The organism is Streptomyces sp. NPDC028305, assembly GCF_055569495.1.
Genome location: NZ_JBVHTN010000006.1, coordinates 88,566 through 110,045, shown reverse-complemented (window position 1 = coordinate 110,045; position 21,480 = coordinate 88,566). Strand labels below are relative to the sequence as shown.

Here is a 21,480-nt window from a genome sequence, read left to right as displayed (position 1 = left end):
GGGTAGTGTCTTGAGCTATGGAGCATGAGGTGTTCGTTCCGTTTCCCGTCGACACCGTCCGGCTGGCGCTCACGGAGTCCGACCGAGTCGCCCGCTGCGTTCCCGGGCTCCAGCAGGACGCCGATGAAACGGCCGGCCCGCTCGCCGGGCGGCTCCGACTGCGGATCGGCGGCTCGACCATCACCTACCGCGGCTCGCTGCGGGTCGCGGCGCGCGGCGGTGACTTCGAGGCGCAGGGCGAGGGGACGGAGGCGCGCGGCGGCGGCTCGGTGAAGCTCGCGCTGACCGTGGCGCTGAAGGCCGTGGCCGGAGGGACCGCGCTGATCTGCTCCGGGGCCGTGCGCAGGGAGGGGCGGCTGGCGGAGTTCGACGAGGAGGCGGCCGCCACGGTCGGCCGCCGGATGCTGGACCGCTTCGGCGCGGCGCTGGCCGCGGGCCTGGAGAGCGACCCGGTCGTCACGCTCGACGACGTCGAGGAGGTGGCCGTCGATGACGTCGGGGATCTCGACGACGTCGACGACATCGATGACATCGCCGATGTCGAGGACATCGAAGACATCGAGGACGTGGCCGAGGTCGGCGACCTCAGCGACCTCGACGAGCTGGGCGACCTCGGCGACGAGCCCCCCGCGGAGGCCGCACACGCCCGCCGCACGATGATCGGCCGCTCCACGGAGGAGGTCGACCACGCCCCGCCGCGCGGCCGCTACGCCCCGGTGCCCGCGCCCGAGACCGTGTCCTCCGGTATTGCACTGCGCTGGGCCGCGCCCGCCGCCGCAGTGGTGATCGCCTCCGCCGTCGTGGTCAGCCGGGTGCTGCGCCGCAGAAAGTGAGCGCCGCAGAAAGTGAGCGCCGCGGAAAGTGATCGCAGCGGAAGGTGAGCGAGGCGTGCGCGGGCGCATAAGGTCGGGGGCGTGACCACCGAAGAGAGTACGGATACCCGCGGCGTACGGCTGAGCGCCGGGGACGTCGAGCTGACCGTCGCGCCCGACAGCGGCTGCCGCGTCGGCTCATTGCGCATCGGCGGTACGGAGCTGCTGCGGCAGGGCCCGAAGTTCGGGTCGTTCCCGATGGTGCCCTGGTGCGGCCGGGTCGAACACGGACAGTTCCGTAACGGCGGCCGGAGCCATCAACTGCCCGTGAACGCGCCGCCGCACGCGATCCACGGCACGGGGCGGGACACCGCCTGGCGCACGGTGAGCGCCGACTCCGCCACCGCGGCCTTCACCTACGACCTCGCCGACCCGTGGCCGTACCGCGGGCGGGTCACCCAGACCTTCCAGCTGACTCCGGACTCCCTGACGACCACGATGAGCGTGGAGACCGAGGACGAGTCCTTCCCGGCGCAGGCGGGCTGGCACCCGTGGTTTCTGCGCAACCTCCCGGGTGACGGCGCCGGCACCGCCGTGGAGATCTCCTTCCAGCCCGACTGGCAGGAGGAGCGCGGCGAGAACCACCTGCCCACCGGCCGCCGGATCGAGCCCCGCCCCGGCCCCTGGGACGACTGCTTCGGCATGTCGCAGGGCGTGGACGTCACGCTCACCTGGCCCGGCCGGCTGGAGCTCAAGGTCGCCAGCCGCACCGAGTGGGTCGTCGTCTACGACGAGCAGGCGGAGGCCGTCTGCGTGGAGCCGCAGTCCGGCCCGCCCAACGGGCTGAACACCCTCCCGCGCCTGGTCACCCCCATCGACCCGCTGGAGATCGCCATGACCTGGAGCTGGCGACGGCTCGGGTGAGGCGCCGGCGGGACAGCGGTCTAGGCTCGTGGCCATGAGCGATGCGCGTGACGCCCTGCTACAGCAGATCAAGGACAAGGCCGTGGTCCACGGCAAGGTGACCCTCTCCTCCGGGCTGGAGGCCGACTACTACATCGACCTGCGCCGGATCACCCTGGACTCCGAGGCGGCGCCGCTGGTCGGCCAGGTCATGCTCGACGCCACGGCTGACCTGGACTTCGACGCGGTGGGCGGGCTCACGCTCGGCGCCGACCCGGTGGCCGCGTCCATGCTGCATGTCGCCGCCGCGCGGGGCCGCAGGCTCGACGCCTTCGTCGTGCGCAAGGCCCAGAAGACCCATGGCATGCAGCGCCGGATCGAGGGCCCGGACATCAAGGGCCGCCGGGTGCTGGTGGTCGAGGACACCTCCACCACGGGCGGCTCGCCGCTCACCGCCGTCGAGGCGGCGCGTGAGGCGGGCGCGGAGGTCGTGGCGGTCGCGACGATCGTCGAGCGCGGGGCCGCGCCGGCGATCGCGGAGGCGGGGCTGCGCTATCTGCACGCGTACTCGCTGGCCGACCTCGACCTCGGCTGAGGCGCGCTTGCGGGCGGCCGCGTTGGACACTTGATGACGGGGGGTGGTGGTTTCACGTGAAACCACCACCCCCCGTCCGAGTCATCCCGCCGTGCGCCGTGTGGAGCAAAGGACGGAGTCTGGGAAGATGGCCGTGACAGTGACGTCGCCCCCGCGGTTTTCCTAGGTCAGGGCCAAGAACCGACACCCGCACATCACAAGGAGCGGACAGATGCCCATCGCATCCCCCGAGATCTACAACGAGATGCTCGACCGGGCGAAGGCAGGCAAGTTCGCCTACCCGGCGATCAACGTGACCTCGACGCAGACTCTGCACGCCGCGCTGCGCGGCTTCGCCGAGGCGGAGAGCGACGGCATCGTCCAGATCTCCACCGGTGGTGCGGAGTTCCTGGGTGGTCAGTACAGCAAGGACATGGTGTCCGGTGCGGTCGCCCTCGCCGAGTTCGCGCACATCGTCGCCGAGAAGTACCCGGTCAACATCGCCCTGCACACCGACCACTGCCCCAAGGACAAGCTGGACGGGTATGTGCGCCCGCTGATCGCGATCTCGCAGGAGCGCGTCGCGGCCGGCCGGAACCCGCTCTTCCAGTCCCACATGTGGGACGGCTCCGCGGAGAAGCTCGACGAGAACCTCCGGATCGCGCAGGAGCTGCTCGCCGAGGCCGTCAAGGCCCGGATCATCCTCGAGGTCGAGATCACCCCGACCGGCGGCGAGGAGGACGGCGTCTCGCACGAGATCAACGACGAGCTGTACACCACCGTCGCGGACGTCGAGCGGACCGCGGAGGCGCTCGGCCTGGGCGACAAGGGCCGCTACCTGCTGGCCGCCTCCTTCGGCAACGTCCACGGCGTCTACAAGCCGGGCAATGTCGTGCTGCGCCCGGAGCTGCTGCGTGATCTCCAGGACGGCATCTCCGCGAAGTACGGCAAGGCCGACCCGTTCGACTTCGTCTTCCACGGCGGCTCCGGCTCCACGGAGGACGAGATCCGCACCGCGCTGGAGAACGGCGTGGTGAAGATGAACCTCGACACGGACACGCAGTACGCCTTCACGCGGCCGATCGCGGACCACATGTTCCGCAACTACGACGGTGTGCTGAAGGTCGACGGCGAGGTCGGCAACAAGAAGACGTACGACCCGCGGAGCTGGGGCAAGCTGGCGGAGAAGGGCATGTCCGAGCGCGTCACCAAGGCGTGTGCGGATCTGCGCTCCACGGGCACCAAGCTGAAGTAACGCGGCGACGCGGTTTCTGCGGGCCCGGTACCCCCACGGTGGGGGCGCCGGGCCCGCGGCTTTCTCCCCGCCCCGCCCCTTCCCGAACCGGGACTCCGCCCCGGACCCCGAGCCGGCACTCCGGCCCCCGGATCTTGGGTTTCGGGTTGGCGGGGAGGGGCGGGGGCGAGGAGGATCCTGGTATGGGTGATACCGGGCCGGGTGTCGGGCCGCGCCGCGAGCACAGGCCCTCGGGTTCCGCGCCGTCCGGGGCGGGCGGGGCGGGGGCGGAGCGTGCCGGGACGATGCGGCTTTCCTCCGCGGCCGGGCGCTGGGTCGTGTTCACCACCGTGCTGGGCTCGGCGATGGCGCTGCTCGACAGCACCGTCGTCAATGTCGCCCTGCCGCACATCGGCCTCGACCTGAACGCCGATCTCGCCGTTCTCCAGTGGACCATCAACGCCTACATGCTCACCCTCGCCGGGCTGATCCTGCTGGGCGGGGCGCTGGGGGACCGATTCGGGCGGCGGAAGGTCTTCGTCATCGGCGTGGTGTGGTTCTCGGTCGCCTCCCTCCTGTGCGGGCTGGCGCCGAACGCCGGGGTGCTCATCGCCTCCCGCGCGCTCCAGGGCATCGGCGGGGCGCTGCTCACGCCGGGGTCCCTGGCGCTGATCCAGGCGACCTTCCACCCGGACGACCGGGCGCGGGCGGTCGGCCTGTGGTCCGGGTTCGGCGGGGTCGGGGCGGCGATCGGGCCGTTCGTGGGCGGCTGGCTGGTGGACGGGCCGGGCTGGCGCTGGGTGTTCTTCCTGAACGTGCCGTTGGCGCTGGTGTGCGCGCCGGTCGCCCTGCGGCATGTCCCCGAGTCCCGCAATCCGCGCGCGCACGGGCGGTTCGATGTGCTGGGCGCCGCGCTGGGCGCGCTGGCGCTCGGCGGGGTGACCTACGCGCTGATCGCCGCGCCCGTCGCCGGGGTCTCGGCCGCCGTGATCGTGCCGGCCCTCCTGGGCGTGCTGCTGGGCGTGGCCTTCGTGTACGTGGAGCGGCGGCGTGCGTCGGACGCGATGCTGCCGCTGGACATCTTCGCGTCCCACCAGTTCACCGCCGTCAACGCGGTGACGCTGTGCGTGTACGCGGCGTTCAGCGGCTTCTTCTTCCTGTCCGTGCTTCAGCTCCAGGTCGTGGTGGGCTACTCCGCGCTCGCCGCGGGCACCGCGCTGCTGCCGACCACCGTGCTGATGCTGCTGCTGTCGGCGCGCGCCGGTGAGCTGGGGCGGCGTATCGGGCCGCGGATCCCGCTGACCGTCGGGCCGCTGCTGTGCGCGGTGGGGATGCTGCTGATGACGCGGGCCGGGCCGGGGGCGGTCTACTGGCGGGATGTGCTGCCCGCGCTGCTGGTGCTCGGCCTGGGCATGGTGACGCTGGTCGCCCCGCTCACCGCGACCGTGCTGGCCTCGGTGGAGGTGGAGCGCGCGGGTCTGGCCAGCGGCATCAACAACGCGGCCGCCCGTGCGGCGGGCCTGATCTCGGTGGCGGCGCTGCCGCTGCTGGCCGGGATGGGGCCGGAGGCGTACCGGTCGGCGCACCAGTTCCAGGCGACCTTCGACCGCGCGATGCCGATCTGTGCCGGGGTGCTGGTGCTGGGCGCCGTCGTGGCCTGGTGCACGGTACGGCCGGATGTGCTGGAGCAGGGGGCCGTCGAGCCCGCGCCCGCCGCCGGGCCTACGGCCGGGCCCGCGGGCGCTCCCGCGGCGGCGGCGGAGGAGGGCGCCCCGGGGCCGTGCCGTCCCGAGTGCGTCTACCACTGCGGCGTGGGCGCCCCACCGCTGGATCCGGGCGACGCCTCGCGGCGCGTCCCGGGCTGCTGAGGGCCGGACGGCTGTCCGGGACGCCCCCCGCCCGGGCCCGGACCAGGCAGACTGGGGTCCATGGCCATTCATGAGAATCTGCTCGGGGGACCGCCCCCGACCCATCTGCCCGACGACCCCGAGCCGCGTGAGCTGCTCGCCTCCGGCGCCGCTCCGGCCGAGGTCGCGGCGAAGTACCCGGCCTCCTCCCTCGCCTGGGCGCAGCTCGCCGACGAGGCCTTCGAGGCCGGACGCGTGGTCGAGTCGTACGCGTACGCCCGCACCGGGTACCACCGCGGCCTGGACGCGCTGCGGCGCAGCGGCTGGAAGGGCCACGGGCCCGTGCCCTTCGAGCACGAGCCCAACCGCGGCTTTCTGCGTGCGCTGCACGCGCTGGCCCGCGCCGCCCAGGCCATCGGTGAGCAGGAGGAGTACGAGCGCTGCTCGACGTTCCTGCGGGACAGCTCTCCGACGGCGGCGGACACCCTCTCCTGAGGACTCCTGAGGCCCGGCAGCGCACTTGCGATAAGTGCGCATGGCACGCATGATGCGCTCGGGGCCCGTCGATGGCGGGTCCCGAGGGGACCGGGGCTCCGACGCCGATCAGGAAGGGGCGGACCGCTACCCGGTAGCAGACTCAGGAGACAGCGATGTCGCATCAGCCTGCCCCGTACGAAGCCGAGCCGGACGCCCCGAATCTCGACTTCCAAGGCACGACGCCTTATGAGGACTACGTCCAGGCGTCCGTGCTCACCCACCTCCAGCACCCGCTCTCCGAGGACCCCGGAGAGATGGTGTTCCTGGTCACCACCCAGGTCATGGAGCTGTGGTTCACCGTCATCGTCCACGAGTGGCACACCGCCGCGCAGGCGCTGCGCGAGGACGATCTGTCCACCGCGCTGGCCGCGCTGAAGCGCTCCACGTACGAGCTCGAATCGCTCAACGCGTCGTGGAAGCCGCTCGCGCATCTCACGCCCGGCCAGTTCAACTCCTACCGCTCCGCGCTCGGCGAGGGCTCGGGCTTCCAGTCCGCGATGTACCGGCGGCTGGAGTTCCTGCTCGGCGAGAAGTCCGCGTCCATGCTCGTCCCGCACCGGGGCGCGCCGCGGGTGCACGCGGAGCTGGAGAAGGCCCTGACCGAGCCCAGCCTCTACGACGAGGTGCTGGGCTATCTGGCCCGCCAGGGCCTGGCCGTCCCGGAGTCCGTGCTGGACCGCGATCCGACGCGGCGGTACGAGCCGGACCCCGCGGTCGAGCGGGTGTGGGAGGAGGTCTACTCCGGCCCGGAGGACAGCGCTCCGGCCCGCCTCGGGGAGGCGCTCACGGAGGTCGCCGAGCTGGTGTGGCGCTGGCGCAACGACCACCTCGTCGCGACCCGGCGGGCCATGGGGGCCAAGACCGGCACGGGCGGCTCGGCGGGGGTCGCCTGGCTGGAGAAGCGGGCGACGAAGAACGTCTTCCCCGAGCTGTGGACGGCGCGCAGCCATGTCTGAGCCGAACGCGTCCGCCACCGCCTCCCTGGCCGAGGAGGCGGCGAAGCTGGACGCCGCCGACGAGCTCAGCGCCAAGCGCGCCGACTTCGTCCTCGACGACACGGTCTACCTCGACGGCAACTCGCTCGGCGCCCTGCCGGCCGCCGTCCCCGCCCGGCTGGCCGATGTCGTGGCCCGCGAGTGGGGGCGGCTGCGCATCCGCTCCTGGGGGGAGAGCGGCTGGTGGACCGCGCCGGAGCGGATCGGCGACCGCGTGGGGCGGCTCGTCGGGGCCGCGCCCGGGCAGGTGGTGGTCGGCGACTCGACCAGCGTGAATGTCTTCAAGGCGCTCGTCGGCGCCATACGGATCGCCCAGGGGCGGTCAGCGGGGCGAGATGTGGCCCGGGACGAGATCCTCGTCGACGAGTCCACCTTCCCCACCGACGGCTATATCGCCGAGTCCGCCGCCCGGATGACCGGCTGCGCCCTGCGGCCCGTACCGGCGGCCGAGATGGCCGCCGCCGTCGGCCCGCGCACCGCCGTCGCGCTCGTCAACCACGTCGACTACCGCACCGGCCGCCTCCACGACCTGCCCGGCATCACGGCGGCCGGGCACGCCGCGGGCGCCCTCGTCGTCTGGGACCTGTGCCACAGCGCGGGCGCGCTGCCGGTCGGGCTCGACGAGCACGGGGTCGACCTCGCGGTCGGCTGTACGTACAAGTACCTCAACGGCGGGCCCGGCTCGCCCGCCTACCTGTACGTCGCGTGCGAGCACCAGCCCCGCTTCGACTCCCCGCTGCCCGGCTGGAACTCCCACGCCGACCCCTTCGGGATGGCGCCCGCGTACGTCCCGGCCGATGGCGCCCTGCGCGGCCGTGTCGGCACCCCCGACATCCTGTCCATGCTCGCGCTGGAGGCCGCGCTGGACGTCTGGGACGGGGTCTCGACGGCCGCCGTGCGGGCCAAGAGCCTGGCCCTGACGGACTTCTTCCTGCGCTGCGTCGGCGCGTACGTCCCGGCGGGGCGCGTCGAGTCCCTCACCCCCGCCGCGCACGGGGAGCGCGGCAGCCAGGTCGCGCTGCGCTGCGCGGACGCGGGCGAGGTGATGGCCGAGCTCATCCGGCGCGGCGTGGTGGGCGACTTCCGCCACCCCGACGTGCTGCGCTTCGGCTTCACCCCGCTCTACACGGGCTTCGCCGACACCGAGCGCGCGGCGCGCGTGCTGGCCGCGGTGCTGGCGGGGGCGCCGGGGGAGGTGGCCTAGTGCCGCATCAGACGAGGTGCGCCCGGTTCGCCGTCCTGGCGCCCTCCTCCGGCTGTCGCCGGGCGGTGCCCGTGTGTTGTGTCGGCCGAAAGCCCGGTAGGCCCGCCCCCGGCCTTCGGCGGGGCGGCGCGCCGCGCCGCGCGTGGGCCCGCCGGACCCTCGGGCGCCGTCCCGCTGGACGGGGCCTGGCCGGGTGCCCGCACGGTGCGGCTCCGCACCGGGCCGTTGCCGCCGGGCCCCCGGGCGCGCGCCCGGGCACGGGGGATTTCCCCGATGTCCGGGGACAGGGCGCGGGGCCCCTCGCCCGGCGTCCCGGGAGGGGTTCGCACGGGGCCTCTCGCCCCTGCGCGGCCGAGCCCGGGCGGCCGGGGACGGGCCGGCCGTACGGGCGGGGGAGCCGGCGTTGACCGGCCGACCGGACCCGGCCCCGGACCCGGCCGCGGACCCGGCCGCGAACCCGGCCCCGGACCCGGCCGCGTCCGCGAAGGCGTCCGCCGAGGCCGAGGAGGCGTCCCTCTTCGGCCTCGCCACCGTGCCTCCCGACCGCGTCGCCGCCTACGGCGACCACCGGGACCAGGTGGTCGACTTCCATCTCCCTCCGTCCGAGGCGGACCCGCACCACGCCCCGCTCGTGCTGCTGTTCCACGGCGGCGCCTGGCGCGCCCCGTACGACCGGCGTCACGTCTCGCCGTTCGCCGCGTATCTCGCGCGGCGCGGGTTCGTGGTGGCATCGGTGGAGTACCGCCGGGGCGGGGGACAAGAGCACCACGCCGGGCGGTGGCCGGAGACGCTGGACGACATCGCGGCCGCCGTGGACACCGTGCCGGGGCTCGCGCGGGGCCTGGCGCTGCCCGTGGACCCGGCGCGGGTCGTGCTCGCCGGGCACTCCGCGGGCGGGCACGCCGCGCTGTGGGCGGCGGCCCGCCATGTCCTGCCGCCGGACTGCCCCTGGCATCTCCCCGCGCCTCCCCCCGTGTGCGGCGTGGTCGCCCTCGCCCCCATCGCGGACTTCGCCACGGCGCGCGAGCTGCGGGTGTGCTCCGACGCCGTCGACCAGTTCCTCGACGGCGAGGCGCACCACCCGGAGCGGCTGCCGCTGGCCGACCCCGCCGCGCTGCTCCCCACCGCCGTCCCCACCACCGTCGTGCAGGGCGCCACCGATATCGACGTCCCGCCGCGGGTCGCCGAGGCGTTCGCGGGGGCCGCGCGCGGCGCGGGGCAGCCGGTCCGGCTGGTGCGGCTCGCCTCGGCAGGGCACTTCCCGCTGATCGACCCCACCGCCCCCGCCGCGCGCACGGTCGCCGAGGAGATCGCCCATGCGGCCCGCAGAACGAGAGAGAAGTAGCGTCCGAGTATGAGCAGCAGCGCAGCACCCGCCCCGGCCTCCTTCGACCCGTGGGAGCCGTCGTTCGTCGCCGATCCCTATCCGGGGTACGCGGCGCTGCGCGCGGGGGGCCGCGCGCACTACTTCGAACCGTCCCGGCAGTGGCTGATCCCGCACTACGAGGACGTCCGGGCCCTGCTGCGCGACCGCCGCCTCGGCCGCACCTATCTGCACCGCTTCAGCCACGAGGAGTTCGGCCGCACCGCCCCGCCGCCCGAGCACGAGCCGTTCCACACCCTCAACGGCCACGGCATGCTGGACCTGGAGCCGCCGGACCACACCCGGCTGCGCCGGCTGGTGTCCAAGGCGTTCACGCCGCGCATGGTCGAGCGGCTCGCGCCGACCGTCGCGCGGCTGGCGGACGAGCTGGTCGAATCGTTCGTCGCCGAGGGCGGCGGCGACCTGGTGGCGGCGGTGGCCGAGCCGCTGCCGGTGGCCGTCATCGCCGAGATGCTGGGCATTCCGCCCGCCGACCGCGCGCCGCTGCGCCCCTGGTCGGCGGACATCTGCGGGATGTTCGAGCTCAACCCGGGCGAGGAGACCGCGCGGCGCGCGGTCCGCGCCTCCGTCGAGTTCTCCGCGTATCTGCGCGAGCTGATCGCCGCCCGCCGCCGGGACCCGGGCGAGGACCTGATCAGCGGGCTGGTCGCGGCGTACGACGAGGGGGACCGGCTGTCCGAGCAGGAGATGATTTCCACCTGTGTGCTGCTGCTGAACGCCGGCCACGAGGCCACGGTCAACTCCACGGGCAACGGCTGGCTGTCCCTCTTCCGCAACCCCGGCCAGCTCGCGCTCCTGCGGTCCGACCCCGACGCGCTGCTGCCCACCGCGGTCGACGAACTGCTGCGCTACGACACGCCGTTGCAGCTGTTCGAGCGGTGGGTGCTGGACGACATCGAGGTCGGCGGGACGGTCATCCCGCGCGGCAGCGAGGTGGCGATGCTCTTCGGGTCGGCCAACCGCGACTCGGCGCGCTTCACGGACCCCGACCGCCTCGATCTGTCCCGTACGGACAACCCCCACTTCAGCTTCGGCGGCGGCATCCACTACTGCCTGGGCGCGCCCCTGGCTCGTCTCGAACTCGCCGCGTCGTTCGGCGCGTTGCTGCGGAAGGCGCCCGGGCTGCGGCTGGTCGAGGAGCCGCGGTGGAACCCCGGGTTTGTGATCCGGGGGCTGCGGGAGCTGCTGGTCGAGGTCTGAGCCCGCGCCGGATGCCCGGAACCCCCGCCGTTGTCCACAGGGTGTGGACGACGGCGGGGGTTCCGGCTTGACGGGAGGCGTCAGTTGGTCATGTCGCGGCGCCGCAGCCCCACCAGCCCCGCGACCGTCAGGACGGCCGACAGGAGGAGGAGCCACAGGAAGGGCGCCGCCGACAGGCTCTCGCCCGGGAGCTTGGGCAGATGGCTGAAGGGCGAGAGGTTCAGCACGGGCTGGGGCGCGTCGAGCGCCGGGCCGAGCCAGCCGATGGCGACGACCACCCCGACCACGGCCCAGCCGAGGGACGCGGTGTAGTTGGGCAGCAGGCCGAAGAGGAAGACCACCAGGCTGGTGACCACCCACACCGCCGGGACCTGGGCGAGCATGGCACCCAGGACGCGCGGCAGCTCGCCGCCCAGGTCGTCGGACGCGGCTCCGTAGACCAGGCCCATCGTCAGCCCGCCGGCGGCGAGGACGGCGACCGGGCCGAGATAGGCGATGACGAGGTGGCTCGCGGCCCACCGCAGTCGGCTGACGGCGTTGGCCAGCAGTGGTTCCGCGCGCTGGTCGGTCTCCTCGCTGCGCAGCCGCAGCACCGCACTGACGGTGTGGACCGTGAGGACCACGCCGAGGACGGTGACCATGGCGGCGAGGAAGGCGTCGTTCAGGTTCTGCGCCCCGCCCAGGCGCTCGATGAGGTCGCGGTTCTTCTGGCTGTCTCCGATGATGCTGTCGGCGCCGTTGGCGGCGCCGCCGAGCCCGGCGGCGGAGAGGGCGATGCCGATACCCCAGCCGATCAGGGTGCCGCGCTGGAGGCGCCAGGCCAGGCCGTACGGGCCCTGGAGGGAGCGGCCGGCGGAGGCGGGGCCGGGGCGGGACGCGAAGAAGCCGGCGCCGATGTCGCGGCGGCCCGCGAGGGAGTAGGCGACGGCGAACGAGACGGCCGTGAAGGCGGCCAGCAGCAGCAGCACCCACCACCGCTCGTTCGCGAACGGCCGCGTGTACTCCGCCCAGCCGATCGGCGAGAGCCACACCAGCACATGGCCGGAGCCCTTCGACCCGTCCTGGGCCGCGTCGCCCAGCAGGCGCAGCATGTACGCGATGCCGACGGCACCGGCGGCCAGACCCCTGGCCAGTCGCGCGTTCTCGGTGACCTGGGCGGCGATGGCGGCCAGCCCGCCGAAGGCCAGGCCGGTGAGGCCGACGGCCAGGCCGTAGGCGAGCGCGCCACCGCTGCCCTCGCCCGCGAGCGTGGCCGTGATCAGCAGGGCGATGGCGGCGTTGGCGATGCCCATGGTGAGCAGGGCGGAGGTCAGGCCGGCGCGGCGGCCGACCATGCCGGCCGACAGCGCCTCCTGGCGGCCCGACTCCTCCTCCTCGCGGGTGTGCCGGATCACCAGGAGCACACTCATGATCCCGGCGAACGCGGCGAGGAAGACGCCCACGCGCCAGGCGGAGAGCGCGCCGTACGAGTCGCCGAACGCGACGCCGAGCATCGACCGCATCGAGCCGTTGCCGTTCATGTCCTGCACGACCTTGGCCCGGTCGGCGGCCGTCTCGTACGTGCTCTTGAGCCGGCCGAGGGCGCTGCTGCCGGTCATGCCGATGGCCAGCACCCACACCGGGATCATGACCCGGTCGCGGCGCAGCGCGAGCCGCAGCAGCGTGCCGGTGCCGGCCAGGTCGCGGGAGCCGGTGCGCTCCGGGGTCGTGGCGCGGGTGTCCGCTACGGCGGTCATCGGGCGGCCACCTCTGCCTCTTCGCGGATGTCGTCCTGGTAGTGGCGCAGGAACAGCTCTTCAAGGGTGGGCGGGGTGCTGGTCAGGCTGCGCACGCCCGACTCGCTGAGCTGCCGCAGCACGGCGTCCAGCTTGTCGGTCTCGACCTGGAGCTTGACGCGCTTGCCCTGGACGTCGAGGTCGTGGATGCCGGGGAGGCCGGACAGGCCGTTGGGCGGGCCGACCAGCTCGGCGGTGACGGAGGTGCGGGTGAGGTGGCGGAGCTCGGCGAGCGAGCCGGTCTCGACGGTGCGGCCCTTGCGGATGATGCTGACCCGCTCGCACAGCGCCTCGACCTCGCTGAGGATGTGGCTGGACAGCAGCACCGTGCGGCCCCGGTCCCGCTCCTCGATCACGCAGTCGCGGAAGACCTCCTCCATGAGCGGGTCGAGCCCGGAGGTCGGCTCGTCCAGGATCAGCACATCGACGTCCGAGGCGAAGGCGGCGACCAGCGCGACCTTCTGCCGGTTGCCCTTGGAGTAGGTGCGTCCCTTCTTGGTGGGGTCGAGCTCGAACCGCTCCAGCAGCTCTGCCCGCCGGTCCTGGTCGAGACCGCCGCGCAGCCGCCCGTACAGGTCGATGACCTCGCCGCCGCTGAGGTTGCGCCACAGGGTGACGTCGCCGGGTACGTACGCGATGCGGCGGTGCAGCTCGACCGCATCGTGCCAGGGGTCCTTGCCGAGGACCTGGACCGCTCCGCCGTCGGCCCGCAGCAGGCCGAGCAGGACGCGGATGGTGGTGGACTTCCCGGCTCCGTTCGGCCCGAGGAAGCCATGGACTTCGCCTGTCTCGACCTCCAGGTCGAGGCCGTCCAGCGCATGGGTTCGGCCGAATGACTTGTGGAGGCCGGAGGTGGAGATTGCCGTTGTCATGCTTCAGAAGCTACGCTAGTTTCACAAAATTGTGAAGTTAGGGAAGCGTATAAACTGATATTGAACAAGCGGCGAGGGGAGATGATGAGGTGGTGACGGAGGTGACGCGGCAGGAGGGCGCGCACAAAGGCGCGGACGACGATTTCGCGCGCGACGAAGAGGCGGTGGCGCAGTTCGTCGAGCGGTTCGCCGCGGACATGACCGAGTCCGGGATGCAGCGGATGGGCGCCCGGGTCTTCGCCGTGCTTCTCGCCTCCGACTCCGGCAAGCTCTCCGCCGCCGAGATCGCCGAGCGGCTCCAGATCAGCCCGGCCGCCGTCTCCGGCGCCGTCCGCTACCTCGCCCAGGTGAACCTGATCACCCGCGAGCGGGAGCCGGGCTCGCGGCGCGACCAGTACCGCCTGTACAACGAGGTCTGGTACGAGGCCGTGTCCAAGCGCGACCACATCCTCGAACGCTGGCAGCGCACGATGCAGGACGGCGCGAAGGTCCTCGGCCCGGACACCCCGGCGGGGGCGCGGGCGATCAGGACCGCGGAGTTCTACGAGTTCATGCAGGCGGAGCTGCTCGACATGCTGGCGCGCTGGCGGGCCCGCTTCCATGTGGGGGAGCAGCGGAACAACAGCGCGCCTTAAGCCGGACACCCCCTGCTCAGCCTCCTCGGGGGAGCATCAGATGCCAGGCCTCGGTGAGAACCGTCCAGGTGCGGGTGCGCACCGGGCCGCGGGCCAGGGTGTCCGCGCGGTAGCGGAAGTCCGGGCCCGAGACGGTGATCGCCCGGGCCCGCGCGCGGACCGGACCGGCACCGGCGCGCGCGTGGATCACGACCTCGGCCAGGCCGCCGCCCGCGGTGCCCGTGGACACCGAGACCCGCTCGACCGGCCGGTCCAGATCGGCCAGCAGCACGCCGTCCGCCTCCACCCGCAGCCGCTGCGCGGGCGGCCGTACGCGCCGCCGGGAGCCGCCCAGGCCGATGCCGCCGGGCAGCGACAGCAGCGTCAGCGCGGAGCGCGCGGTGCGGGCCGCCGGGGTCCACCACGGCTGATGGCCGCCCGGCGCGCCGTGCCCCAGGTCGCGCCCGGGCCTCTTGCCGTCGGGCCCGTCGCCGTCGAGCCCGCTGTCGCCGTCCGGCGCGCCGTCCTGCGCCTCGTCCTGCGCCTCCCGGTTCTGAGCCTCGTACGCCGCGTCGTACGGCGCGAAGCCGCACCCGCCGACCTCGGCCCCGGCCCCGGCCCCGTACGCGGTGGCGTCCTCGCCGGAGATCCTCAAGCCCCCGAGGACCACCCCGCCGCTCTCGTCGACCAGCAGATCCCGCCGGTGCGCGGAGCCGTCCAGCGCCGTGCGCGCCGCGCTCACCGCGTCCGTGGGCAGCCCCAGGGCGCGGGCCAGCGCCAGCGTCGCCGAGCCGCCCACCGGCACCATCGACAGCGCCGCGTCCGCCAGCTGCCGCTTGCGGTGCAGCAGCTCCACGGTCCGCAGCAGGGCCCGGTGGTCACCGACGACCACGGGGCGGCGGCTGCCGCGGCGGGCGAGCGCCCGCTCGACCTCGTCGGGCCCGTCCGGCAGGCAGATTTTCGCTGCGGCGCCCGCACACAACACATCTTTCGCGATCCGCACCGACTCCCCGTCCGTTCGCCGGGCGGTGGGGTCGATGAGCACGAGCAGGGGGCGGCCCCGGACGGCGTCCGGGGGAATCTGCCAGGGATCTGGAGCCGACACCTCGGTCCTTCCTCAGGTAATCTCTCGGTGCAAGAGCCCCTGTCGCTGTTGCGCCAGGGGCTTCGTCTATCCGGGGCACCGGTCCGACGGCTCTTGTGGTTGCGCGAGCCACCACGCACGTTGGACATGCCCCGCCCGGAAGGGGTGTACGCCTGTGCCCGCACTTGTGCTGCTCGGTGCTCAGTGGGGTGATGAAGGCAAGGGAAAGGCCACCGACCTGCTCGGCGGCTCGGTGGACTATGTGGTGCGTTACCAGGGCGGCAACAACGCCGGCCACACGGTCGTCGTCGGCGACCAGAAGTACGCGCTGCACCTCCTCCCTTCCGGAATCCTCTCCCCGGGATGCACCCCGGTCATCGGCAACGGCGTCGTCGTGGACCCGGCGGTCCTGCTCTCCGAGCTGAGCGGGCTGAACGCGCGCGGAATCGACACGTCCAAGCTGCTGATCAGTGGTAACGCGCATCTGATCACTCCGTATCACACCACCCTCGACAAGGTGTCGGAACGCTTCCTCGGAAAGCGCAAGATCGGCACCACCGGCCGCGGCATCGGCCCGGCGTACGCCGACAAGATCAACCGGGTCGGCATCCGGGTGCAGGACATCTTCGACGAGTCGATCCTGCGGCAGAAGGTCGAGGCGGCCCTCGACCTCAAGAACCAGCTCCTGGCGAAGCTCTACAACCGGCGCGCCATCGCCGTCGAGCAGGTCGTCGAGGAACTGCTGGGCTACGCCGACCAGCTCCGCGGCTTTGTCGCGGACACCACGCTGATCCTCAACGACGCCATCGACGACGGCCAGGTCGTCCTCTTCGAGGGCGGCCAGGGCACGCTGCTCGACGTCGACCACGGCACGTATCCCTTCGTCACCTCCTCGAACCCCACCGCGGGCGGTGCCTGCACGGGGACCGGCGTCGGCCCGACGAAGATCAACCGCGTGATCGGGATCCTGAAGGCCTACACCACGCGCGTCGGCGCGGGCCCCTTCCCGACCGAGCTCTTCGACGAGGACGGCGACAAGCTGCGCACGATCGGCGGCGAGCGGGGCGTGACGACCGGCCGTGACCGGCGCTGCGGCTGGTTCGACGCGGTCATCGCGCGCTACGCGACCCGGGTCAACGGCCTGACCGACTTCTTCCTCACCAAGCTGGACGTGCTGACCGGCTGGGAGCGGATCCCGGTGTGCGTCGCGTACGAGATCGACGGCAAGCGGGTCGACGAGCTGCCGTACAGCCAGACCGACTTCCACCACGCGAAGCCGATCTACGAGACGCTGCCGGGGTGGTCGGAGGACATCACCCAGGCGAAGACCTTCGACCAGCTGCCGAAGAACGCGCAGAAGTACGTTCAGGCGCTGGAGGAGATGTCGGGCGCGCCGATCTCGGCGATCGGCGTCGGGCCGGGCCGTGACGAGACGATCCAGATCAACTCGTTCCTGTGACCGTCCGGGGGCCCAGAGCCCCCGGACCTGAGCCCGCGCCGCGGGGCGTTGCCCCCGGACCCCCGGGTCCGGGGCGGGGCGCTCCTGCGGGGGTGCCGCACGTCGATGACGTGGGAAGGGGCCGGTAGCCCCGGGGGCGCCGCAGGCTTCGCCCGCGCGGCCGGGCGCCAGCTCGCCCGCAGGTGGCGTAGGAGCCGCGGGGGCGCCGGGGGCTGGGGCGGAGCCCCTCACGCGGCGGAGCCGCATATCGACAGGGGCTGGAAAGGGGCGGGGAGGGGAAACATTCCTCCGGACACCACTCAGCGCATCGCGGGAGGCCCGAAGCCCCCTCCCTCCGGCTGCCAGCGCTGCGGCTGCTGCATCTTCGTGACGCGGGCCACCACCATCAGCGCCAGCACAGCCGCGGGCGCGGAGGCCACATCGTCGATGATGCCCAGGCCGACGGACACCATCTTCCGCTCGGTCGAACTGGCCAGGCCCTCCGCCGCCTCCTGGAAGACGGTGCTGAAGCACATCGTCACGAACAGCGCCCACCACCAGTTCAGCACCGCGCGGGAGGCGGGCCGGGTGTTGGGGGGCGTGCTGGAGATCCAGATGTCGTTGGCGATCTGCTTGGGGATCCACAGCTGGGCGACCGGGAGGAACCACGAGCCGGCCGCGAGGCCGCTGCCGTACCGCTGGCGGCCGGGCGCGAGGAACGTGGCGTTGAGGTACACGTGCCGGAACCACACCGGGAACAGCACGATGAGCGTGATCCCCAGCACCCCGGTGAAGATCTCGAGGAGGTCCAGGGCGTTCCTGGCCTCGTCGATATCGGCCCTGGTGTCGACGCCGTTCAGAGAGTCGTCGTACGCGCCGAACAGCGTGCCGTTCAGGCCCAGATGGGCGATGGACAGCAGCGCGAAGGCGCCGAGCAGCCACTTCATGGTCGTGCTCAGGCCGCGCGAGGTGCGCAGCGACCGGGCGGGCGGGGCGCCGATGCGGCCCGGGAACTGGTGGTGGGCGCTCGGCCAGGGCTGCCCGGCCGCGCCGGCCATCGGGTAACCGGGGTGGGCGGCGGGCGGGGTGAAGGCGCCGGGTGGTGTCCCGGGCGCTCCGGGCGCGGGGGGCGTGGCGTAGCCGACGTGGCCGCCGGGGGTGTGCGGCGCGACGGCCACCATGCCGCCCGTCCGCAGGTTGGCGGTGTCCGAGTCTGCTTCGGAGTCGGAGTCTGCCTCCATCTCCAGCAGCTGTAGCGCGTCCCGCCCGAGCTTGGCGAGCAGCTCGCCCGGCAGCCAGGGGCCGGTGGCCGCCTGCCCGGCCGGTTCGGTGCGCGCGAGCACGTCGTCGATCGAGAACCGGGCGTCCGGGTCCTTGTGCAGACAGCCGACGACCAGCTCGCGCAGTCCCTCGGGCAGCCCCTGGAGGTCGGGCTCCTCCTGGGCTATTCGGTACAGCAGGGCGTGCACCCCGCTGGTCACATTGCCGAACGGCTGACGGCCGGTGGCGGCGAAGGCCACCACCGAGCCGAGGCAGAAGACATCGCTCGCGGTGGTCACGGCCTCGCCGCGCACCTGCTCGGGCGACATGAAGCCGGGCGAGCCGACGACCGCGCCCGCCACCGTCAGGTTGGTGCCCACGCCGGCGATGGTCTCCAGGGCCCGCGCGATGCCGAAGTCGATGACGCGCGGCCCGTCGATGGTGATGAGGATGTTGGACGGCTTGAGATCCCGGTGGATCAGCCCGGCCCCGTGGATGTCGCGGAGCGCGAGGGCCAGCCCGCGGGCGAGGGTCTGTACGGACTGCTCGGGCAGCGCGCCGAACTGCTCGGCGACGACGTCGTGCAGGGAAGGACCGCCGATGTAGCCGGTGGCCACCCAGGGCACCTGGGCCTCGGTGTCGGCGTCCAGTACGGGGGCGGTCCACTGCCCGCCGACCCGTCTCGCGGCCGCGACCTCACGCCGGAAGCGGCTGCGGAAGTCCGTGTGTCGGGCGAGTTCGGCCTTCACCAGCTTTACGGCGACGGTGCGGCCGCGGGAGGAGCGGGCCAGGTAGACCCGGCCCATCCCGCCCTCGCCCAGCCTGCCGAGCAGCCGGTACTCGCCTATCCACCGCGGGTCCTGGGCCCCGAGGTTCTCCATTGCCGTACGGCTCCTGTCCGTGTGCGTTCAGCCGACGACCGGCCATCGGCTGACGGGCGATCAGCCTACGCGAGTGAACGTCTGCGTCTGAGTCTCGTCGCTGTAGTCGTTCGGATCGTCGTAGTCCACACGGAGTTTGTCAGAACCGTCGGCGGTAAAGCTGAGCATCTCGCTCGAAGGGCAGGAGTCCGCCGGGGTCTCGTCGACGACCTCGCCGGGGCTCAGGACCAGTCCCTTGTCGACCGAGACCAGAATCCGCCTGGTCTCGCACTGGTACCTCTCGCTCTCCCCGAGGTCCTTGGTGACCACCGTGCCGATCGCGCCCTGCTTGATGGTGATCTTCAACGTGGCGCCGGACACCCCGAACGCGTCCTTGGCCAGCCAGGTGCCCAGGTACTTGTCGGGGATGGGGCTGTCACCGGACTTCGAGGGGCGCAGCGTGGCGGACGAGGAGCCGTCCGAGTTGTTCCAGGCGATGGAGCCGTCGTTGCCCAGCTTCAGGGTCTGTTCCCCGACGGCGCTGCAATTGGCCGAGGGGATGCTGGTGTTCACTTCTTCGTCCTCGATGACCAGAAGGCTCTTGACGTCCTTGAGGGTCGCCTTGCTCGAGCAGAAGGAGTCGGAGGCGGCGGTGAAGGTCTCGATGGTCTTCGAGCCGATCGCGCCCTGGGAGATGACGATGCGGCGGATCTTCCCGGTGGCCGTGTCACCGTCCATGATCTGGCCTTCCCAGGCGCCCAGGTAGTCATCGGGGACGTCGCCGCCGTTGTTCAGGCCCGTCGAGGACGGCTCGGGCGAGGACGAGTCGTCCTCGGACGGCGATGTCGGCGGCGTGGTCTTGGAGTTGGCCGGGGGCGTGTGGGTCATCTTGCTGTAGTCCGGCTTGTCCTTCTTGTCGTCGTCGTTGAAGGCGACGTAGGCGAAGGCGGCCGCGCCCGCGATGATCAGGGTCGCGGCGGCTGCGGAGGCGATGATGACCGGCTTGCGCCTGTTGCGCTTCGCGGGCGGGGGTGTGGGCGCGGGGGCGGGCGCGAACGGCCCGCCGGGGCCGCCGGGACCTTGGAGTCCGCCGGGGCCGCCCGGGCCCATGGCGCCGAGGCCCGCGGGGGGCGTGTTGGGCGTGGCGTCGAAGGAGGTGACCTCCGGCGGCCCGAATCCCTGCGGCGGCGTGGGCGCAGGTGCCGCACCCGGTGCCGCGCCCGGACCCGCGGTCTGCGCCGGCTCGGCGGGCGCGGCCGGTTCGGGGGCCTGCGGCGCGGCGGCGTTCTCCGCCCGCGGCTCGGGCACCGGGCTCGCGGCGGGCGCTTCGGCCTGCGGCGGGACGGCGGGCGGCTGAGGCGTCTGCGGGGCCGCGGCTGCGGGCGCCACCGGCGAGGCGGCGGGCATCGCGGGGGGAACGGCCGGGGGAGTGGCGGGGGCCGCGGGCGGGGCCGCCTGCGCGGGCGCGCCGGCCGGCGGCGGGTTGGTCGGCGGCGGGGGCGTCGGCGGCTCCGCAGGCGCCAGCGGGAACGACGTGGCGGACAGCGACGCCGTGGGCGGCGTGGCCGGGGGAGCCGGGACCGTCGGCTTGGCCGGCGGGAAGGCGGGCGGGCCGGCCGGCGGTATGGTCGGCGGCGCGGGCACGCCGGGCGACAGCGGCGAGGCGGGGGTCTCCGCGTCCAGCAGCTGTACGGCGTGGCGCCCGAGCTGGGCGACGAGGCTGCCCGGCAGCCAGGGCTCGTCGGCGCCGTCGGCCCCCTCGGGCTCGGCCGTGCGCTCCAGCAGCTGCTCCAGGGTCGGCCGGGCGGCCGGGTCCTTGCGCAGACAGTCGGTGACCAGCTCCCGCAGCCCATCGGGCAGCCCCTGAAGATCGGGCTCCTCCTGCGCGATGCGGTACATCACCGCGTGCACCCCGCTGTCGGTGGTGCCGAAGGGCTGGCGGCCGATGGCCGCGAACGCGAGCACCGACCCGAGGCAGAACACATCGCTGGACGGGCTGACCCGCTCGCCGCGCACCTGCTCGGGCGACATGAAGCCGGGGGAGCCGACCACGGCGCCGCTGCGGGTGAGGACGCCGTCGGTGATGGTCTCCAGGGCCCGCGCGATGCCGAAGTCGATGACGCGGGGCCCGTCGATCGTGATCATGACGTTGGAGGGCTTCAGATCGCGGTGGATCAGGTTCGCGCCGTGGATGGACTGGAGCGCGCGGGTCAGGCCGTTGCCCAGGATGCGCACGGACCGCTCGGGCAGGGGGCCCGACTCGGTCACGATCGCGTGCAGTGAGGGCCCGGCGATATAGCCCGTGGCGACCCAAGGGGTGGCGGCCTCGGTGTCCGCGTCGAGCACGGGCGCGGTCCACTCACCGCCCACCCGCTGCGCGGCCCGCACCTCCTGCTTGAAGCGGCGCCGGAATTCGGCCTGCTGCGCGAGTTCGGTCTGTACGAGTTTGACCGCTACCGTACGGCCGCGCGGCGAGTGGGCCAGGAACACCCGTCCCATGCCCCCCGCTCCCAGCCGGCGGATCAGCCGGTACTCGCCGATCCAACGAGGGTCGTCGGCCCCCAGGTCTTCCATGCCTCGCTGTCCTTCCCCTGATCCCCTGATCAGCCCCTTGCCAGAGAATAAAGGGGACTGAGAGCGAAGTGGACGACGCATACGATCCGTTATCGGTTCCGTATCTGACCGTGCCGATTCCGCACCGTCCGCACGGCCTCCGGCGGCCGCCCGCGGCGCGTCCGCCCCGGCCGTGAACCCCCCTCCCCCGCCCGGCTGTTCGCACAGCCGTCCGGCGCGACCCCGGTGGCCTGGAACGATCCCTCGAACGGCCGCGGCCTTCGGCGGGGACCGAGCTCCGTCACTCTGTCCATTCTGTCGATGGTTCGGGCCC

Annotated in this window: 17 protein-coding genes; 12 read left to right on the top strand and 5 right to left on the bottom strand. The window is 73.1% G+C overall.

The genetic code is table 11. The annotated features are described in order from the left end of the window. The first annotated feature begins 17 nt into the window (after window positions 1-17). The 10 genes from ACZ4WQ_RS25815 to ACZ4WQ_RS25770 all read left to right on the top strand — a co-directional run bounded on the left by ACZ4WQ_RS25815 (window position 18) and on the right by ACZ4WQ_RS25770 (window position 10,690). Window positions 18-833, top strand: coding sequence for an SRPBCC domain-containing protein (locus tag ACZ4WQ_RS25815; RefSeq protein ID WP_398377416.1), 816 nt, complete (start codon window positions 18-20; stop codon window positions 831-833). A gap of 81 nt (window positions 834-914) precedes the next feature. Next, complete coding sequence (locus ACZ4WQ_RS25810; RefSeq protein WP_385351536.1) at window positions 915-1,736, top strand: aldose epimerase family protein; 822 nt, start codon at window positions 915-917, stop codon at window positions 1,734-1,736. Between the two features lie 34 nt (window positions 1,737-1,770). Next, the gene (gene pyrE, locus ACZ4WQ_RS25805; RefSeq protein WP_311729150.1) at window positions 1,771-2,310 is read left to right on the top strand and encodes an orotate phosphoribosyltransferase; all 540 of its coding nucleotides are present in this window, start codon (window positions 1,771-1,773) and stop codon (window positions 2,308-2,310) included. Window positions 2,311-2,521: 211 nt separating this feature from the next. Then, the gene (fbaA, locus tag ACZ4WQ_RS25800; protein ID WP_311729149.1) at window positions 2,522-3,544 is read left to right on the top strand and encodes a class II fructose-bisphosphate aldolase; all 1,023 of its coding nucleotides are present in this window, start codon (window positions 2,522-2,524) and stop codon (window positions 3,542-3,544) included. 284 nt (window positions 3,545-3,828) lie between these two features. Further along, a complete protein-coding gene (locus ACZ4WQ_RS25795; protein WP_398377433.1) occupies window positions 3,829-5,391 on the top strand; it encodes an MFS transporter in 1,563 nt (520 codons plus the stop codon). A 60-nt stretch (window positions 5,392-5,451) separates the two neighbouring features. Beyond that, the gene (locus ACZ4WQ_RS25790; protein WP_311729148.1) at window positions 5,452-5,865 is read left to right on the top strand and encodes a DUF3151 domain-containing protein; all 414 of its coding nucleotides are present in this window, start codon (window positions 5,452-5,454) and stop codon (window positions 5,863-5,865) included. A gap of 155 nt (window positions 5,866-6,020) precedes the next feature. Further along, window positions 6,021-6,863 (top strand): tryptophan 2,3-dioxygenase family protein, encoded by an 843-nt coding sequence (locus tag ACZ4WQ_RS25785; RefSeq protein ID WP_358846905.1) that lies wholly within the window; start codon window positions 6,021-6,023, stop codon window positions 6,861-6,863. After that, on the top strand, window positions 6,856-8,106 hold the full coding sequence (gene kynU, locus ACZ4WQ_RS25780; RefSeq protein WP_398377414.1) for a kynureninase: 1,251 nt from the start codon (window positions 6,856-6,858) through the stop codon (window positions 8,104-8,106). The genes ACZ4WQ_RS25785 and kynU overlap by 8 nt, the downstream gene beginning before the upstream one ends. 403 nt (window positions 8,107-8,509) lie before the next feature. Next, complete coding sequence (locus ACZ4WQ_RS25775; protein WP_398377412.1) at window positions 8,510-9,451, top strand: alpha/beta hydrolase family protein; 942 nt, start codon at window positions 8,510-8,512, stop codon at window positions 9,449-9,451. A 9-nt stretch (window positions 9,452-9,460) separates the two neighbouring features. Next, window positions 9,461-10,690, top strand: a complete 1,230-nt coding sequence (locus ACZ4WQ_RS25770; RefSeq protein ID WP_398377411.1) for a cytochrome P450 — start codon at window positions 9,461-9,463, stop codon at window positions 10,688-10,690. Window positions 10,691-10,770: 80 nt separating this feature from the next. Here the strand turns inward: ACZ4WQ_RS25770 and ACZ4WQ_RS25765 are convergent, their stop codons facing one another. Together ACZ4WQ_RS25765 and ACZ4WQ_RS25760 are read right to left on the bottom strand one after the other, a co-directional pair. Then, a complete protein-coding gene (locus tag ACZ4WQ_RS25765) occupies window positions 10,771-12,426 on the bottom strand; it encodes an ABC transporter permease (RefSeq protein ID WP_361190716.1) in 1,656 nt (551 codons plus the stop codon). Continuing rightward, complete coding sequence (locus tag ACZ4WQ_RS25760) at window positions 12,423-13,337, bottom strand: ABC transporter ATP-binding protein (RefSeq protein ID WP_361190713.1); 915 nt, start codon at window positions 13,335-13,337, stop codon at window positions 12,423-12,425. The genes ACZ4WQ_RS25765 and ACZ4WQ_RS25760 overlap by 4 nt, the downstream gene beginning before the upstream one ends. Before the next feature lie 101 nt (window positions 13,338-13,438). Between ACZ4WQ_RS25760 and ACZ4WQ_RS25755 the strand changes: the two genes are divergently transcribed. Beyond that, window positions 13,439-13,972: a GbsR/MarR family transcriptional regulator gene (locus ACZ4WQ_RS25755; protein ID WP_398377431.1), complete on the top strand. Its 534-nt coding sequence runs from the start codon at window positions 13,439-13,441 to the stop codon at window positions 13,970-13,972. Window positions 13,973-13,988: 16 nt separating this feature from the next. Here ACZ4WQ_RS25755 and ACZ4WQ_RS25750 read toward each other — a convergent pair whose 3' ends face one another. Beyond that, entirely contained in the window at window positions 13,989-15,056 is a 1,068-nt protein-coding gene (locus ACZ4WQ_RS25750) for a hypothetical protein (RefSeq protein WP_311729141.1), read from the bottom strand. Between the two features lie 154 nt (window positions 15,057-15,210). Between ACZ4WQ_RS25750 and ACZ4WQ_RS25745 the strand changes: the two genes are divergently transcribed. Next, window positions 15,211-16,494 (top strand): adenylosuccinate synthase, encoded by a 1,284-nt coding sequence (locus ACZ4WQ_RS25745; protein ID WP_311729140.1) that lies wholly within the window; start codon window positions 15,211-15,213, stop codon window positions 16,492-16,494. A gap of 299 nt (window positions 16,495-16,793) precedes the next feature. On the opposite strand, the gene ACZ4WQ_RS25740 is transcribed toward ACZ4WQ_RS25745, so the two are convergent. Continuing rightward, entirely contained in the window at window positions 16,794-18,614 is a 1,821-nt protein-coding gene (locus tag ACZ4WQ_RS25740) for a protein kinase domain-containing protein (RefSeq protein ID WP_398377408.1), read from the bottom strand. A 60-nt stretch (window positions 18,615-18,674) separates the two neighbouring features. Then, entirely contained in the window at window positions 18,675-21,167 is a 2,493-nt protein-coding gene (locus ACZ4WQ_RS25735) for a serine/threonine protein kinase (protein WP_398377407.1), read from the bottom strand. Window positions 21,168-21,480: the final 313 nt, after the last annotated feature.

Coding starts and splice junctions, on each gene's coding strand:
- ACZ4WQ_RS25815 (WP_398377416.1), top strand. CDS start 18: ATGGAGCATGAGGTGTTCGTTCCGTTTCCCGTCGACACCGTCCGGCTG.
- pyrE (WP_311729150.1), top strand. CDS start 1,771: ATGAGCGATGCGCGTGACGCCCTGCTACAGCAGATCAAGGACAAGGCC.
- fbaA (WP_311729149.1), top strand. CDS start 2,522: ATGCCCATCGCATCCCCCGAGATCTACAACGAGATGCTCGACCGGGCG.
- ACZ4WQ_RS25795 (WP_398377433.1), top strand. CDS start 3,829: ATGCGGCTTTCCTCCGCGGCCGGGCGCTGGGTCGTGTTCACCACCGTG.
- ACZ4WQ_RS25790 (WP_311729148.1), top strand. CDS start 5,452: ATGGCCATTCATGAGAATCTGCTCGGGGGACCGCCCCCGACCCATCTG.
- ACZ4WQ_RS25785 (WP_358846905.1), top strand. CDS start 6,021: ATGTCGCATCAGCCTGCCCCGTACGAAGCCGAGCCGGACGCCCCGAAT.
- kynU (WP_398377414.1), top strand. CDS start 6,856: ATGTCTGAGCCGAACGCGTCCGCCACCGCCTCCCTGGCCGAGGAGGCG.
- ACZ4WQ_RS25770 (WP_398377411.1), top strand. CDS start 9,461: ATGAGCAGCAGCGCAGCACCCGCCCCGGCCTCCTTCGACCCGTGGGAG.
- ACZ4WQ_RS25765 (WP_361190716.1), bottom strand. CDS start 12,426: ATGACCGCCGTAGCGGACACCCGCGCCACGACCCCGGAGCGCACCGGC.
- ACZ4WQ_RS25760 (WP_361190713.1), bottom strand. CDS start 13,337: ATGACAACGGCAATCTCCACCTCCGGCCTCCACAAGTCATTCGGCCGA.
- ACZ4WQ_RS25740 (WP_398377408.1), bottom strand. CDS start 18,614: ATGGAGAACCTCGGGGCCCAGGACCCGCGGTGGATAGGCGAGTACCGG.
- ACZ4WQ_RS25735 (WP_398377407.1), bottom strand. CDS start 21,167: ATGGAAGACCTGGGGGCCGACGACCCTCGTTGGATCGGCGAGTACCGG.